11 protein-coding genes are annotated in these 16,882 nt (G+C 35.2%); 2 read left to right on the top strand and 9 right to left on the bottom strand.

From position 1 onward, the window contains the following. Together ABZC13_RS13465 and ABZC13_RS13460 are read right to left on the bottom strand one after the other, a co-directional pair. The coding region (locus ABZC13_RS13465) for a VCBS domain-containing protein (protein WP_373004954.1) at positions 1–2,442 on the bottom strand (2,442 nt) is incomplete at its 3' end. 190 nt (positions 2,443–2,632) lie between these two features. Beyond that, complete coding sequence (locus ABZC13_RS13460; protein ID WP_373004950.1) at positions 2,633–4,939, bottom strand: Ig-like domain-containing protein; 2,307 nt, start codon at positions 4,937–4,939, stop codon at positions 2,633–2,635. A gap of 148 nt (positions 4,940–5,087) precedes the next feature. Here ABZC13_RS13460 and ABZC13_RS13455 point away from each other — a divergent pair, with 148 nt between their 5' ends. Beyond that, complete coding sequence (locus ABZC13_RS13455) at positions 5,088–5,480, top strand: hypothetical protein (protein ID WP_373004947.1); 393 nt, start codon at positions 5,088–5,090, stop codon at positions 5,478–5,480. A gap of 1 nt (position 5,481) precedes the next feature. Here ABZC13_RS13455 and ABZC13_RS13450 read toward each other — a convergent pair whose 3' ends face one another. From ABZC13_RS13450 to ABZC13_RS13420, 7 genes are read right to left on the bottom strand one after another with little or no spacing between them, the layout of a single operon-like run. Further along, positions 5,482–6,720, bottom strand: coding sequence for a coiled-coil domain-containing protein (locus tag ABZC13_RS13450; RefSeq protein ID WP_373004944.1), 1,239 nt, complete (start codon positions 6,718–6,720; stop codon positions 5,482–5,484). A 44-nt stretch (positions 6,721–6,764) separates the two neighbouring features. After that, positions 6,765–7,394, bottom strand: a complete 630-nt coding sequence (locus ABZC13_RS13445) for an HAD family hydrolase (protein WP_373004941.1) — start codon at positions 7,392–7,394, stop codon at positions 6,765–6,767. 5 nt (positions 7,395–7,399) lie between these two features. Then, positions 7,400–8,356 carry a ferrochelatase gene (gene hemH, locus ABZC13_RS13440; protein WP_373004957.1) on the bottom strand — a complete coding sequence of 319 codons (957 nt, stop codon included), beginning with the start codon at positions 8,354–8,356 and terminating at the stop codon, positions 7,400–7,402. Further along, entirely contained in the window at positions 8,356–9,054 is a 699-nt protein-coding gene (locus ABZC13_RS13435) for a DUF2461 domain-containing protein (protein WP_373004938.1), read from the bottom strand. The genes hemH and ABZC13_RS13435 overlap by 1 nt, the downstream gene beginning before the upstream one ends. 4 nt (positions 9,055–9,058) lie before the next feature. Continuing rightward, on the bottom strand, positions 9,059–12,187 hold the full coding sequence (ccsA, locus tag ABZC13_RS13430; protein ID WP_373004935.1) for a cytochrome c biogenesis protein CcsA: 3,129 nt from the start codon (positions 12,185–12,187) through the stop codon (positions 9,059–9,061). Positions 12,188–12,244: 57 nt separating this feature from the next. Continuing rightward, positions 12,245–14,605 (bottom strand): fatty acid cis/trans isomerase, encoded by a 2,361-nt coding sequence (locus ABZC13_RS13425; protein WP_373004932.1) that lies wholly within the window; start codon positions 14,603–14,605, stop codon positions 12,245–12,247. Then, entirely contained in the window at positions 14,598–15,305 is a 708-nt protein-coding gene (locus ABZC13_RS13420) for an NAD-dependent deacetylase (RefSeq protein WP_373004929.1), read from the bottom strand. Before ABZC13_RS13420 ends, ABZC13_RS13425 begins: the two co-directional genes overlap by 8 nt. A gap of 105 nt (positions 15,306–15,410) precedes the next feature. Here ABZC13_RS13420 and ABZC13_RS13415 point away from each other — a divergent pair, with 105 nt between their 5' ends. Next, complete coding sequence (locus ABZC13_RS13415) at positions 15,411–16,679, top strand: diguanylate cyclase (protein ID WP_373004926.1); 1,269 nt, start codon at positions 15,411–15,413, stop codon at positions 16,677–16,679. Positions 16,680–16,882: the final 203 nt, after the last annotated feature.

The raw sequence follows: 16,882 nt of genomic DNA, 5'->3' as shown, positions 1-16,882 counted from the left end.
TGTCAATGTTTCTACATCTACATCAGCTCCAACTAGAGTTCCTGATAATCCTACATCTGTTGTACTTGCAGATTGATCAATCTCTGTGATTGAACCTGATGTTACTGCTGCTAATGTTGGAGCATCATCTGCACCTAAAACAGTCAAAGTAATCATTTTTGGTTCAGAATATGAGCTTTCATTTACTCCATCTTCACCTATAGCATTGTTATCAACCGCATAATAATAGAATGTAACTGTTGCACTCTCACCATCGTCGAGTCCGTTAAAGTCACCGACTAGTTGAAATTTACCGAGCACATCATCGAGCATATGAACTGAAGCAGTTATGCCTAAGTTGTCACCGGAGTTATCCATTACATTTGCTTGTGCAATTCCATCTTCACCTACAAGGTGAAATGTATGTGTATCACTTGCATCATCATCTATTACTGATAATTCATTTGTAAATACATTTAAATTTAATCCACTCGCTGCTTCATCAATAGCTTCTACAACTACTGCTGAGACTATCGGTTGATCGTTTGTTCCTGTAATTGTAAGTGTGATAGTTGCAGGTTCTGAAGTATCTGGCTCGTTTGCCCCACTTCCTGCTCCTACACCGCTATCATCTATAGCTACATAGTCAAATGTAACTACAGCTGTCTCACCTGCAGCTAGGAAATTAACATCACCCTCAACTGTATATTCCCAAGTGCTTCCATTAAGAGCTATAGATGCAGTTATATCTCCTGCATCTTCTCCATTTACTAAAAGAGAACCATCGACCATCTCATAAGTGTGTTCATCTGTAATATCAGCATCCATAACTGTGTCTATAATACCGACAAATATAGTATTTATATCTGCTTGAGTATCATCTTCTCCAGGGATATCAATATCATCATGAGATTCATAAAATACTGTATTTACATTAGAGTCATTTAAGCTAATAGGATGATTTGCTGTAAAGTTAAGTGTTACGGTACCTATCATACTATTTGTATTAAATCCATCTACTACCTCTTGTGCAGTAAGATGGAAATCACTAACTGCAGCTATATAATTACCAGGTAATAAAGTTATCGTAATTATAGAGTTACTAAAAGCTCCTGCTGGAGTCCATCCATCATCATTAGAAGTTATAAAGTCATCAATAGATAAGCTACCATCACCTCTAAATAAATATAATTGAGGATCTATAGTTGGTCCATCTGTTGTAATTGTTACAGTCGTTATTTCATGAACTGTAAAATAACTATAACCTATAGAACCATCTCCGCTTACTGTAATATCATGAGCTTCACTGAAATCTTCTCCAGTTTCTACAACAGAACCACTACCACCGTTAGCATTTATATTTGTAACAACAGGTTGATCATTTGTACCAGTTACAGTAATAGTAACTGTAGCTTCTTCACTCGCAAAAGGTCCTGCATCTGAAGGTTCTGAAAGAGGTGGACCTACTTCTACTGTTCTGTAGGTAAAAGTAACATCTCTTGTCTCGCCAAGTGCAAGATCTTGAAAGTCACCATCTACACTATATGTATAGCTACCATCAGAGTTAAAAATCAAAGAACCCTCATCTTCGCCAAGGGTATCTTCTCCAAGTTCATACCTGATCTCATTACCATCAGCATCTGAACCGACTAGTTGACCTGTCACATCTCCATATACATCTTCTGTTGCACTCTGTGCGTCATCTTCTGCAGTTGGAGCATTGTCATTTAAGTTATTAACATATATTGAAAGCAGTTGTGTGGTAGAATTTCCATATATATCGGTGGCTGTAACATTTACATTGTACTCATTGTCACCACCTGAATCCAGTGGATTTTCATAATCAGGTGAGTCATTAAAAGTCAACACACCTGTTGTAGGATTTATACTAAACAGAGAACTGTCTAGTCCAGATATACTAAATGTTATAGAGCTTGTATCACTTGCTGTAACTTGTAAAACAGCTTCCGTACTATTTTCGTCAAATACCACATTGCTGCCCGAAGTAATTACGGGAGCACTCCTGTCACCATCATCATAAAGTTCACTGACACCTACGACACCTTCTCCATATATATACAGATCTGAACCTCTACCAAATCCCAAAAGAGATGATTCATCTACAGGAACTTCTTCCAAGAAAGCAGAGCTTCCAGTAGGTCCTGCATCACCTGCTGCGGTTTCCATGAAGTCAATGTCATCACCAAACATATTTTCATTTCCCTCAAGCCCGGTTATAACTGATCCATCGGCAAGAACTCTGAATATACCATCATAAGCTGTGGCTTCAGGAAGAGCTAGATACTTGATTTGAAATAGTGCATTCGGGTCGTCACTATATATCTGCTCACCCTCATACATCAGACCTTCAAAATCAGGCTCACGGGTAACCCCATTGACATCTACAAATTTAACATTACCGATAGAGACTTCCACTCTACCAATTACTTTTTCAGTAGCCATTACACACCCCCACTATTAAGTATGCTTATATGATAACACTCATTTAAGTCCTTGTAAATAGTACTTTGGTATTGATTATCAAAAATAAAGACTATCTAAAGACAAGACTTAATTTAATGTAAATTTATTTATAGATAAATTATTTTAAAAGTTCCCACGCAAGAATCAGCGTGGGAATACTGCATAGATACTAATTAGCATCAATCGGAGGGTCAATCTCAACTAAAAGTGTAGCGCCCTCGGCACTATACTCAGCATACCATTGTCCATCACTAAATACTGTATTAGGATCGCCAAATGATTCATGAACATTAACTTGGTCATGAGCGTTTCCATCAGAAGACTGGATAACTAATGTGTTGTCCAAATCAGTAGCATCCATAACATCAGCAACAGTAATATGACCTAAGTCAGCACTGCCTGTTACAGTTGCATCTTCACCTAACTCTATAGTGTTGATATCTGATATATGAGATAAATCTAAAGTATCACTAACTGTCAATACATTATCAGATAAAGCATCTAATGCATCTGAGTCTGTACCGATAATGAACTCTTGTGGTCCATCTGGCACATAACCAATTTGAGAGCCTACAACAGTTCCAACTGCTACATCAATAGTCGCAGTTGTAGCTTCACTAGCAGCTCCATGTTCATCAACTACTACATAAGCAAAGTTAGCATATGCAGATACACTTGTATCAAAGTCAATATCAGCATCCGGTGTAACTTGGATATCACCATCTTCAGTTAAAGTAACTGTTCCGATTTCTGCTCCACCAGCATCTAATAATTTACCGTCTACAAGTTCTACGTGGATTGCATCACCTTCAGCATCTGTATCGTTAGCAAGTAACATACTGTCATCGATTACAAATGGAAGAACTGTGTCCATCTCAGTAGTACCAATTACTGATTGGACTGTAAAATCTGTTACACCATGAACACTGTCTAGTGCAAAAATTGCAACTGTTTTAAATCCAGACTCTTCACTGATATTTATTGTTGTAGGTCCAGCTTCTGAAGTAATGTATCTAGAACTAACTTCTGCACCATTATCATCATAAGTTCTGACAAGAATTCTATCGTTCATATCTACATTTCTAAGGCTAATAGTTGTTTGAGTCACTTCACTTTCAAAACCAAATATTATACCCTCATTCCAAGAGCCTTTACTATCAACAAAGTTCTCTTTATCACCATCATAACTCCATGTAAACCAATTAAAACTATGGTCATCAACTGCATATCTACCGTTATCAAGTTCCACAGCTTCGGCAAAATGAGTGACAATAGGACCAAACCAAGTAGATAAGTAAGCGACGGCCGTTACATCACCATCATCATAACTAGGTATATCTGTAGTAGTCACATGGTCTGCTATTTTTGTAATACTTTCCAGCGTTGCCTCAGGGGCGTCATTTGTACCGGTAATCAAGATAGTGACCGTTGCGACTTCACTTTCAAACGGTCCTGAATCTGAAGGCTCTGAAAGAGGCGGTCCTACTTCTACAGTTTTATATGTGAAAGAAACCTCTCTTGTCTCACCCTCAGCCAAGTCCTGGAAGTCGGTGCCTACATTGTAGATATAACTACCGTCTTCATTAAATGTCAAAGTGCCCTCACCCTCTGCAAGACCATCGACTAACTCGTATCTGATGATATTTCCGTCAGCATCTTCACCAATAAGTTGACCCTCAACATCATCATAGACATCTTCAGTGGCACTCGCACTTGCATCTTGTGCTGTTGGAATATTGTCATTAAGATTATTTACATTAACAGACACCAATTGTGTTGTGAAATTACCTATTGCATCTGTAACTGTTACAAGTAAGTTATATTCATTATCGCCGCCTGTATCAAGTGGATTTTCATAGTCAGGTACGTCATTAAATCTAAGTACCCCTGTTACAGGGTCTATATTAAATAGTGCACTGTCAGGACCAGATATACTAAATGTTAAGGCGCTTGTATCCAATGCTGTTACTGTCATAACTGCGTCTGGGTTGTTCTCATCAAAGACTACCTCGTTGTCAGACGTAATGACAGGAGGAGTTCCATCTGTCTCAGAGATTTCACCAAAATTTACAATACCTTCACCATAACCTGTATCATCGGCACCTCTACTAAATCCTAGCAATGATGATTCATCTACAGGAACTTCCTCTAAGAAAGCTGAGCTTCCTTCAGGTCCTGCATCACCTGCCGCTGTTTCCATAAAGTCAATGTCATCTCCGAAGAAATTTTCATTCCCTTCGAGTCCCGATATAACTGAACCGTCAGCTAAAACTCTAAATATACCATCATAGACCGTAGCTTCTGGAAGTGCTAAGTATTTAATCTGGAAAAGTGCATTTACGTCGTCACTGTAAATTTGTTCACCTTCATACATCAGCCCCTCATACCCAGTATCACGAAGATTACCGTCAACATCAACAATTCTTACATTCCCGATAGAGACTTCCACTCTACCTATTACTTTTCCAGTAGCCATCTCGCACCTCCATTATTAAGTATACTAATATGGTAACACGGTTTTTTGGACTTGTAAATAGTACTTCGGTATTAAAATATCATTTTTTTTACTATTATATAATACTTTTGTATTGTTATTTGTAGAATTATTATTGTAAGATATGATTATGATAAATGAAATTACTATAAATTATATCTTACTGTTTGTTTTGCTTGAATTCTATGAGATAAGCTGGCAAAAAGCTCCAAGCATAATGGGTATGCTTATTCGTATGTATAAATATTATTCGAAGAGTATATTTCTCTTCTTAATCATGCAACCTACATTTTACTTTGCCATCGGTTTTGCGATGTTAACAGACTACAATATAACTGCTATGATTCTTCTATTCATAAAGACTGCAGATATTGCCACTAAGATTCTTCTTATAGAACAGGTATTTAAAAAGAGAGAACTAACTCAAGAGTTAAGTCTTATACTACTTGCACCCATTAACGGTTTTTTACCATATATGGGCTTACTACTTTATCCAGCACTAATAGCACTGAGTATAAACTAATTTAAGTCCTATAACCCTTTTGAAGTTGTGCTTTTTTGGCTAGTATCTGAACACTCTGAGTAATATCATCAGATGCTATATGATAGTGTTGGTGTAGCTTCTCTAAAGAGTCGTCAATACGTTTCGTTAAAGTAATGATCAGAGCTTCCATCTGCTCTTTCACAGCATCTATTTCAGCCTCTTTTTTTGAGTTTAGTTCAGTAGAAATACTACTTAGTTGAGACTGTGCTTTTACGTAGTCGGCTTTTATAGCTTCTATCTCACCTACTAAATCTTTTATCGTAGAATAGATATCGTGAAGACCACTATTTTGTTTTTCTAAATCATTCATCTTTTTAGATGAAAGAAGCATTTGCTTCATTATCATCTCACTCTGTTCTCGTATTGCATTAAGTCTGTTCTCGCTCTCATACAGAGATGTACTTATACCCTCTGTATGAGATTTTAAAGACACTATCTGGTTTTCAAAAGTTTTTGTTACTCCTGATAATTGTTCCAGTGTATGCTTTGTAATAGATTTTGCTATATCATCAGAAATAGATTTCATGCTACTTAGGTTATCTTTGAGATCATCTATATCCTCAGAGATATCAAGTCTGTTCTCTACAGCTTTGTCAAGAGTAGTTTTTATCTGATTATAGTGATCTTGTTCTGCCACTCTGAGAATATCTATATGCTTGTGTACTACATTGTCAAGTTCCGGAAGTTGCACATTTGTAAAGTCATCAAATGCTTTTGAGACTCCTTTATGCCATCCGTCCATATCATCAAACTTTTCTAAGAACTTACCTTGGTTCAACTCTATAGCATTAAGTGCTTTAATATCGTGCTTAAACTTTTCTCGCATCTCTTCTTGAGCTTTTCTGTCATCTTGTTGAGACAGTATCATGCGACCTTCCAACTCAGCCATAAACTCTTTTAACTCACTCACTTGCGTAGTGATTACTCTTGCAAACTCATCATGTGTTCTTGCGTTTTGAGTCTGTTGAGTCTGATGAAGTATATTCATAACTATGTAAAGTAAAAGTGCAACTAAAAGTGGTAAAAAAGATTCTCTAAGAAGTAAAATAATATCAGTTATATCGGGATGGATTATAAAGTGTACAACACTGCTTATTGCACCTATTCCAATCATAAGAGGCGCGTAATTTATTTTGTTTGGTTGCTTTAAAATAGATATCTGTCTCAAAAAGAGAATTGCCATAAACGCAAAAGCTAGAAGTAAGTCATTATCAAACAAAAATGTCCTCCTAAAATAATTTCTACTTATTTTATCATATATTTTTATAAAACGATGTCTAATATCTCTTTTGGTTCAAAGATCACTATCTCATGTTCAGCGTCCGGTGTAAAACCCCAAGTAGCAAACATAGAACCTATCCCTGCATTTTGAGCGCTTAACATATCTTTTGAGTTGTCTCCGACCATCCAAGCACTATCTTTTCTCTCATCAAATCCATAGTGGTTTAAAATCTCATGTAGCATCTGAGGATCAGGCTTAGAAACACTAACCTTGTCTGCACCGATAATGACATCAAACAAATCATCTACTCCGAGATGTTTCAACATTCTAGATGCAAAAGTTGTAGGAGCATTTGTAGCAACTGAGATTTTAACTCCAGCTGCTACCAAGTTTTCTAAAGTCTCTTTTACGCCATCATAAAGATATGGATTTTGTACACACTGAGTAGCATAATGAACCTCAAAAACATCTCTGTCTTTTTTATCATAAAGCTCTGTTCCGTAGAACATCTTTGGAAGGTTTCTTACCTCCATATTTATAGCTTCTACTACAAATTCTTCTGTAAGTGGAGGAAGGTTATAGTGAAGCTCTCTTATGTAGTTTATCGATATCGTTATATCTTTTTTGGAATCTAATAACGTCCCATCCATATCAAAAATTACTACTTTCAAAGTATCTATCTCATCTTCTCATATATTTCAGTAAGAGCATCCACAAAAAGATCACTGTCATTTGGACACCTGCAAACTCGATACTCTTTAAAGCCCAACTCTTCTGCAATCTCTCTATATTCTATCTCAAGTTCAAAGTCTGTCTCAGAGTTATCTATGGTAAAAGCTATTGGGAAAATTACAACTCCCCTGTTTCTAACAGTTTTAAGCTTATCTTCTAAAGATGGTTTTAACCACTCCATAGGTCCGACTTTCGACTGATATGCAAGATGTGTCTCATGAAAGTTCATTTTTTCATCGTCCAGCATCTTCTTTAAAATGCCTACATGTTTCTCAACATGACGCTCATAAACATCTCCCGCGTCTACAATCTTTTGAGGAAGGCCATGAGCTGAGAAGATAATATCAAAGTCTTCATATTTAGCCTCACCGACCTGCTCTTTTATGCGCTCTATAACTGCTTTGTTATAAGTCTGATTCTCAAAGAAATGCTTAGTCTCTACTAAAATAGCATCTCCGCCTATATCATGATAACACTCTTCAAAATCTTCTAATGATGACTTTGTCGTTGTTGTTGAGAACTGAGGATAAAGAGGTATTAGATATATTTTCTCAACATTTTCTTTATTGATTTTCTCAATAACTTCAGATGCAAACGGTGGAGTATATCTCATCACAAAATCAACCAATACATCTTCACCAAGCCTTGTCTGAAGTTTATCTACTAAGTTTTTAGTGTGTCCGACTATTGGTGACTTTCCGCCAAGTTGTCTATAGATATCCTGTGAACTTTCTGTTCTTGTAAAAGTAATCATACCACCTACAAACTTTCTTAAAAGATCACTTTTCATTGTCAATATGTTCTTATCAGCGAACATATTTTTCAAAAACATCTCAACCTCTTCAAGGTTATTTGGTCCACCCATGTTAAGTAATATTACTGCTTCTTTTTTTGCCACAATCAATCCTCTTTAACTCTCAAACTAATTTCATATACTAACTGCTGTAATGGTAGCATCTCTTCATATATTTTATAGAGTGTATCTATAAGTTTGTCACCATTTACTATAAGTTTTGGGTCCAATATTTTATATGTAGCCATACCCTTGTAAAGGCTCAAGTGGGCATCTGACATCTCTGCATTGAAATTTCTAGGATATCGCTTATAACCTTTTTCTATGGCTTCATAACCCTTACTCTCAAGACTATCCAAAACCTCTGCAAGCTTTGCTCTTCTCTTATCATTTGAGATGTAGTCTCTGTAAGCATCTAACATTGGCTTTTCAAACCATCTAACACCAACAGCTACAAATAGTTCATCAGGAGAAAAATGCATGTAAAAAGATGATGTCTGCATCCTGCTGCCGTTACCTTGCCAGAAGATGATCCCAATGCGGTGTTTCAGTGGAACTTTTATAGCACCCATTCGACGAGTGTCTCTGTAGATGCGAAATAGTGATTTATTTATTTTAGGAGAGAAGTTAATAGTCGGTTCAAGCGCCATTAGATGCTCACCAAACTCTTCCACAAAAGCACGGGAAGGTTTTAGTATGAACTCTTCATATTCTGAGCGGTGAGCTTCAAACCATTCTTTGTCATTGTTTTGACGAATGGACTCCAAAAACGAGAGTGTATTTTTACTAAAGCCCGTAAACTCCATGTATTTAAACCTTAGCTAATGTTCTGTTTCTAAAAGCCAGTGCTACTAAGATAAAGATAATTGCATAAGTTATAGGAACAAAATCAGGAACAGGAACAGGGTCACCTTTTGCGTATGAATGAAGTCCTGCAAGGTAGTAATTTACTCCGAAGTATGTCATGATAACCGAACTATATGCCATCAGTGAAATCACTGCAAAGTTAAATTCACTGTAGATAGACTTGATAAATCTAATGTGTACAACAACTGCATAGACCAAAATAGTTACAAGTGCCCAAGTCTCTTTTGGATCCCAACCCCAGTATCTACCCCAAGACTCATTTGCCCAAACACCACCTAAAAAGTTTCCTATAGTAAGTAGCATAAGACCAACCATTAAACTCATCTCATTGATAGAATTTAGTTCTTTAATAGATAGCGTAATGTGTTTGTTATTTTTCTCAGTTTTTATGATAAATAATAAAATACTTACAAACCCAAGAAGTGCTCCAAGACCAAGAAAACCATAACTAGCAGTGATTACTGCAACATGTATACTTAACCAGTATGAGTTAAGAACAGGGACCAAGTTTGTAACTTGTGGATCCATCCAGTTTAAGTGCGCTACAAATAGAATAAGACCCGCTAAAACAGCAGTAGATGCCATTGTCATAGATGAACGTTTTGAGAAGATAAAACCTGCCAAAACAGTTGCCCAACCAATATAGATCATAGACTCATAACCATTAGACCAAGGAGCGTGACCTGAGATATACCATCTTAGACCAAGACCAAAAGTATGTGCTATAAAGAAAATTACTAAAAGTCCAAGTGTAATTTTAGAGAACATATCTATTTTAAAAGCCGGCTTTATAATTTTTACAAAACTCAGTATTAAAAGTATGAAACCAAGCAAAAGATAAAATGGATAAAGAGTCTCAAAGATATATGATTTATTGTAAAACATTTCTGCTTTGATTCTATTTTCTGCTGGATAAACTTCAGAACCGTAGAACTTCTGATACTCTGCAAGTTTTTCAACTGCAGTATTAGCCTTTGTCCAGTCTCCGGTATTAAGTGCTGCGTCTATAGATGTAAAGTACTCAACCGCTACACCTCTAAGTCTTTCACCATTTTCAGGTTTAAAAGTTTGAAGTGCTTCTATAGTCGGATACCATTTATTATTTACATCGTTTGGTTTTGGCCACATTTTCATTAGTGCACCAGTATAAACAGAGTAAGCTATATTTACTCTCTCATCAACCTTTAAAATAGCCTTATCAAGCATATTTCTATGTTTGGCTTCTTTTCTAACCGCAGTGTCAACCAACTCTGCAAGTTTGTATCCACGCATATTCGCAGGGTCACTAAAGAACTGAGCAAAAGAAGCATATTTAGCATCTGAAGCAGTACCAATAAGCTTATTCACTTCAGGATTTTTTGTGTAGATGATTTTAATGTCACGGTATGATTCAGGTTTAACCATCATTCCAAGAACAACCTGATTTGAGTCTAGCTTATACTTTCCGACATTTATGTGAGAACCTCTATGAATCTTAGCTAATATCTCAGTTGAGAGAGTATCCATCGGCTTCATTCTACCACCGCTGTCCTGAATTACTAACTGACCAAATTTTGTTGCATGTTCCTTATCAAAAGAGATAATAGTTTTAATAGTAGGATTTAAATCCTCTGCATATGAAGGTGTTAAACTAAGAACTAGGCCAAGGGCCATGATAACACCGACAGCCTTTTCATCAGCAGCTTTTTTCGCTCTCTTTGCTAGCTGTGCAAATCTATTGTCTTTTGAAAAGAGTGACCAGAACATTCCTATAGTTAAAAGAAAATAACCTATATATGTCGGTAGAGTACCAGGGTCATTATTTACAGAAAGAATAGTTCCTTTTTCATCTTGATCATAAGATGATTGGAAAAATCTATATCCGCGATGCTCTAAAATATTGTTCATAAAGATTCTATAAGGCATTTCTATATTTTTTTCTTTATCTACTAAAATAACTTCACTGGCATAAGAAGCAGGACTCATTGAGCCTGGATATCTATCTAGTTGAAATTCTTTTAGTTTGATCTCAAAAGGCAGTTGAAGTTTTTTTGAACCATAAGAGAGGTGAACATCAACACCGTTGATATCATTATGATACTCTTTTGCCATTCTGCCTGCCTGTCCAAATATTAGAACGTTTTTTGAGACATCATCAACTGTTATCTTAAATCTAAGTCCATCATAACCAGGTCTTTGAGCAGATGCATTTGGATTTGATACAATCTTTTTAGCTGCATGAGGGTAAAAAGTTCTAAGAACAAAACCACCTCCTGCTGTACTGAAGAGAGTTCTTGTAGTAAAAGGCTGTTTAGCATTTGCTTCAAGGGTACCTTTTGATTGATCATCCATTTTTAAGTATGAAAGAGCCATAGAATGATTCATATAGAACTTATCATCTTCAACAAAAAGAGATACGACCATCTTATCAAAAGACTTGCCTGAGTTAAAATCTAAAACAAAATTTTCACTCTCATAAAACTCACCCTCAATGAGAGTGATAGGCTCACCTTGTCCACTTCCAGTAACCATCATGGAAGCCATCGCTTTACCAGTTTCAGCTTCAACTGTTGTCTCTACGGCATCTGGAATATACTCTATCATCTCTACATTAACTTTTTTACCTTCAATCTCTAAAGATGAAGAGAGTGTGTTTGCGCTTTTTTTAGAAAGGTATAATGTTTGTGATGTAACTTCATGTTTAGAACCTACTTTAGCATCAACTGTAAAGTAAGTATCTGCACTTGTCATTGTAGATGAGCTTGCACCCTCACGAATGTGCATAGTTCCTTCATATCCGACATAACGAGTGATAGCAGCACCGATTATTATAATAATAAATGCAGCATGAAAAATAAATATAGGAGCTTTTTTAAGTGTATACATTTTATATTTATGAATATTTAGAAGGAGATTTATGGTTAAAATCCCCATTAGAACTTCAAACCATCTTGCATTATAGATATCAGCCTTAGCTGTTATAGTTCCATAATCGTTTTCAATAAATGTAGCGTAGCCTATTGCAAATGCAAAAATAGACATCAAAACTGCCATGGTTTTCATGGAACTTAAGAGAGATAAAACCTGTTTCATAATTAGCCTTTAATTAAAAAGGACATTCTATTCAAAATAAGCTAATAGAGGCTTAATCTATCTCAAAAATACTTTATGATAGTAACGATTCAGGTCAAATAATCCTGCTTCATGAGGTTTATCTTTATAAAACTTTTCTTGAAACCAGTCATATGTTTCCCAAAAATCATCATCACCACGATTTACACCATACTTTAAAAACTTATTCACATACTTTTTACTTCCGTCATAATTGTGCAACATATCAAAAAAATCAGGTAGATCTTTAAAGTCAACTACTAAAAAGAGGTTCGGATATGAACCTACAAAACCATCAACAAAATCGAACTCATCTTTATTTGGGTCTAAACTCTTTTTTTCATCAAACATAAAAGAGACATTATCGTGCCATCTGTTCACCACAGCAGAAACTACAACATCATCTGTCTTTGGCATATTTTTTATCCTAATATATGCCAAGTTTGACTGTTGACCATTTACAACCTTGATAAATGGCAATCCACCTTTTACTAATGACTTAAATGCCTGCTTATAATCAGAAGCTTTTGTATATGATTTTGGAAGCTTAGGGAACCTTTCATTAGCATATAGATAATTATACTCATCAAACTTAACATTACAAGATTTTAAAAGATGAGTATCAACTACTTTTTCTATTAATTCTCGTTTTGAATTAATCTTTTTATAGTCAATAGCTGTCTCATTTTTTGATAAAAAGTGAGCCTCTTTATTTTCAGCATTTAGGTACCATAAATCAAATACTTTTTCTCTATCTTCTTTTGGAAGAAGGTTAATAAAGTTTGTCTCACCTTCTACTCTTAGTCTATTCATATAACGACGTATTGAGACCTGATGTCCAACATTTCCATATACATCAAAACCTGCAACAAGAGCATAATATATTCTCTCAAAAAGGGGATAGTCTATAACCCAAGCACTTTTTGGAAGCCCTCCAAGAGCTCCACGATGCACAGATGCACTGTCAAAATGTCTGTAAACAGTTAAAAAAGGTGTGCTATTAGCATTATCACCCTTCCAGATGCTATCAATATTCAGTCCGCCTTTATAAACAGTATCATATATATTTTGCCTATTCTGATTGTATTTAATAGCGGCATCTATATATTTATCACTGAAGGTTTTGAGTAAGGCTACACCACTTCCATCTTCTATTGGCATTCTTAAATTTTTATATTCTTGTTTTAAAAATCCATTTTTCTTAATAGATAGGTCATAATCCGGGCTCATAAACATAACCCAGAAATTATCTCGTATTACATTTAGCGCAATCTGCCCTTTACATACAGGACCGCGGATGAAAGTTCTTATTACATATTCAGAATCATCCAGTAAAAACTTATATCTAGACGCCTGTGGAATCTGAGCAAAGACTCTAAACGGTTCTGCATTGTAGTCTATTTTATGACCTACAATATAAGGTGTTTCATTCCATTTTGATTCTATAAAAAGTTCTTTATATCGCTCAAGCTTTTTAGCACTTAAATCATAAACCATATGGGTTTTATATACTATAGTCGAGTGTATTTTTTTAAAGCGGTAGTAAAACTTTTCTACCTTCGGGTCATCATATGGACGTATGGTAGGGATAATATCAATTTCTTCAGGGACAGGCGTACTTGAACGAACTAATTCGAAGAATTCATTAGGTGCGTTTTCAAAAGCTATGTGTGATAAAAAGAGGTGCTCATAAATATATCTGGCACTCATAACGTGTTTAGCGTCTTGGTTGTTTAAAAATTCTTCGTAATCTTTTATAAGCTTTTGTGCATTTTGTGAAGCTATTTTTGAAGGTGCTATCTCAGCAGATGTTGGAGCAGGTGCACCTTGTCCTAACCACTCTTTTATAACTTTAAACTCTTCTTTACTTAACGGTGGAAATCCAAACGGCATACCTTGATTTGGATTATCATCTAAAAATTCTGCTAGTTCTTTTCTATTTTTTGAGCATGTCAGATCATCACTCTCACTAAAATAGTCACCTTTACTCTTAGGATTTTTCATCTTATGATCTAGTAAAATAAGCATCATCGAGTTATTTGAACCCATTACGGCGTCACTCTCCAAAACAGTGTTAAAACCTTTTTTTCTCCACTCCGAAGTATCTTTAGCATCTATAAACAGTCTTGAAGGGTCTTGTGCCAAAAGTCTCTCACCAAGATATACCTTATCTTTTGAAGCACCTCTGTCTACTCCCTCGTAAGAGCTGAGTTTTAACTGGCATGGAGAGTTATAACAAGAGTGACATACTACACACCGTTTATCAAGTATTGGTTTTACCTCTTTTAAGTAGTCTATCCTTGTTTGAGGAATATCAACTTCTACAGGCTTTAAAGGTTCTACACTACATCCACTAAAAGCTATGATCATTAAAGGTATAAAAAGTAAGTATTTATTCATTTTCTAAAAAATCCTCTATATATTCTGCTATTTCTGCTATAGCTTGGGTAGCTTTGGCATAATAGACTTTTGTAAAGTAACTATCATCTATAGCGTTACTTGGTTCTAGGTTGTTAAGTATTGAGTGCTCTGTAAGCTGTGCAAAATATGTTACGTCCAAAACATTTCCGCTTGTACCGATTATAACTATTAACTCGCAACTGTTTAGTTCCTGCGTAAGCATCTGGTATTTTGGTGCAGCTTCTCCAAAAAATACGATATTTGGTCTTAGTTTGGCTCCACAGCTTGGACATTGCGTAGCAAAACTATCTTGAGATTGATATGCTACATCAAATATCTCTTCACACTCTCTGCATCTAAGTTCTCTTAAAAACCCGTGTAGATGTACTATTTCACTATCTTTCATCCCTGCTTTTTCAAAAAGATCATCTACATTTTGTGTCAATACTGAGATATCATCTGGATATTTTTGTTTTAACTCCGCTATAACCTGATGCGCGTAGTTAGGCTTTTTGTCTTCTACATCAGATCTTCTCGCATCATAAAACTTTTTTGTACCTTCTTCATTTGTATCTAAACACCCGGCTGTACATACATCTTCTATGCGGTGTTTTTCCCAAAGTCCATCAGCTTCTCTAAAAGTAGAGATACCTGATTCAGCACTAATACCTGCTCCAGAGAGAATTAAAACTTTAGACATAACAAATCCTTCAAGATAAAACTATTTTCAACTCATTTAAAACATTGTATTTTATAAATAGTTAAAAGTAGTTTATGTACAATAGGTGGTGAAGGAAAGACTATTATGGACAACTACACTAAAGAAGTCTCTATCCTCTATGTAGAAGACGAAAAAGATGTAAGAGAATGTTATGCTAGAGCACTTCAGAATGTATCACAAAATATTTTTACAGCTAGTAACGGTGAAGAAGGTCTAGAGCTCTACAAAAAGAATAAACCAGATATTGTTATCAGTGATATGAATGGACTAGAGATGACGAAAACTATAAAAGAAATAGATGAAAATGCAAATGTTATCTTTACCACCACCAACAGAGAAAGTGCTTATCTATTGGAAGCGATTAAACTACATGTTGAAGGTTATCTTTTAAAACCTGTTGAAAAAAAGTTACTCTTAAAAATAGTTAAAAAACTCTCAAGAACAATTATTCTTGAAAAAGAGAACAAAGAGCAAAGAGATATACTACAGCATATTATTGATTCTGAAAACAACATTACTCTCATTACAGATACTAATGATATTTCATTTGCAAGTAAATCATTTTTTAGTTTCTTTGGAGCTTCAACAATTGAAGAGTTCAAGCATAAATTTCCAATACTTATAGACATATTCTCAAACTCTGATGACCTAATTAACAAGGACAACATAATAAAGAGTATGAAAAACAACATAGACTTTTATGAGTTTATAAACAACATAGATGAATCATCAAGAGTTGTAACACTTAAGAATAAAGACAATGAGGAGAAGTCTTTATATATAAATATATCAAAAATCAACAATACAAACTACCTTATAAACTTTACAGACATAACTAAACTAACACAAGAAAAAGAAGCTACAGAGCTAAAGGTCTATAAAGACTCTTTAACAGGAATCAATAATAGAGAAAAATTTGAAGAGGTACTTTATTACGAACTAAAACAGTCTAAAAGATATAATCGTTCTCTTAGTCTAGCTATTTTAGACATTGATAAATTTAAAGACTTTAATGATAAATATGGTCACCTAATAGGTGATGAAGTTCTAATCATGCTAAGTGAAAGTATACAAAGTCACACTAGAGAGAGTGACCTTTTTGCCAGATGGGGAGGAGAGGAATTTGTACTGCTCTTTAGTAATACAAACCTGCAAAATGCAATGAAACTTGCAGAAAATTTTAGACAAATCATTGAAAATCTAAAACATAAGTCTGCAGGCAGTGTAACTGTAAGTTTTGGACTTACAGAGTATAAGAAAGGTGATACCATGAAATCTATGTTCAAACGAGCTGACGATGCTCTGTATGAAGCTAAAAACAGTGGGAGAAACTGTATAAGAAGTATCACTTAAATAGATAAAACGAAATTTTAAACGCTCTATATGGTAGAGTTGAAAACCCTCCCATATATTTTTATATTATTTACTAACAATACTATCCAAGATAGCGAACATCTCTTTAGATTTAAGTTCAGTATCTTTAAACAGTGCAACTATCTCATCTGCATTAACAGAGTCACTATCTTGCATCATTTTCATGACACGTGCTATATTCT

Source organism: Sulfurimonas sp. (genome assembly GCF_041563035.1).
In the GTDB taxonomy this organism is placed as follows: domain Bacteria; phylum Campylobacterota; class Campylobacteria; order Campylobacterales; family Sulfurimonadaceae; genus Sulfurimonas.
Note: the sequence above shows the minus strand (reverse complement) of the source record. Positions and strands in the feature narration are given on the sequence as shown.

Coding starts and splice junctions, on each gene's coding strand:
- ABZC13_RS13420 (WP_373004929.1), bottom strand. CDS start 15,305: ATGTCTAAAGTTTTAATTCTCTCTGGAGCAGGTATTAGTGCTGAATCA.
- ABZC13_RS13435 (WP_373004938.1), bottom strand. CDS start 9,054: ATGGAGTTTACGGGCTTTAGTAAAAATACACTCTCGTTTTTGGAGTCC.
- ABZC13_RS13415 (WP_373004926.1), top strand. CDS start 15,411: ATGGACAACTACACTAAAGAAGTCTCTATCCTCTATGTAGAAGACGAA.
- ABZC13_RS13455 (WP_373004947.1), top strand. CDS start 5,088: ATGATAAATGAAATTACTATAAATTATATCTTACTGTTTGTTTTGCTT.
- ccsA (WP_373004935.1), bottom strand. CDS start 12,187: ATGAAACAGGTTTTATCTCTCTTAAGTTCCATGAAAACCATGGCAGTT.
- ABZC13_RS13425 (WP_373004932.1), bottom strand. CDS start 14,605: ATGAATAAATACTTACTTTTTATACCTTTAATGATCATAGCTTTTAGT.
- ABZC13_RS13460 (WP_373004950.1), bottom strand. CDS start 4,939: ATGGCTACTGGAAAAGTAATAGGTAGAGTGGAAGTCTCTATCGGGAAT.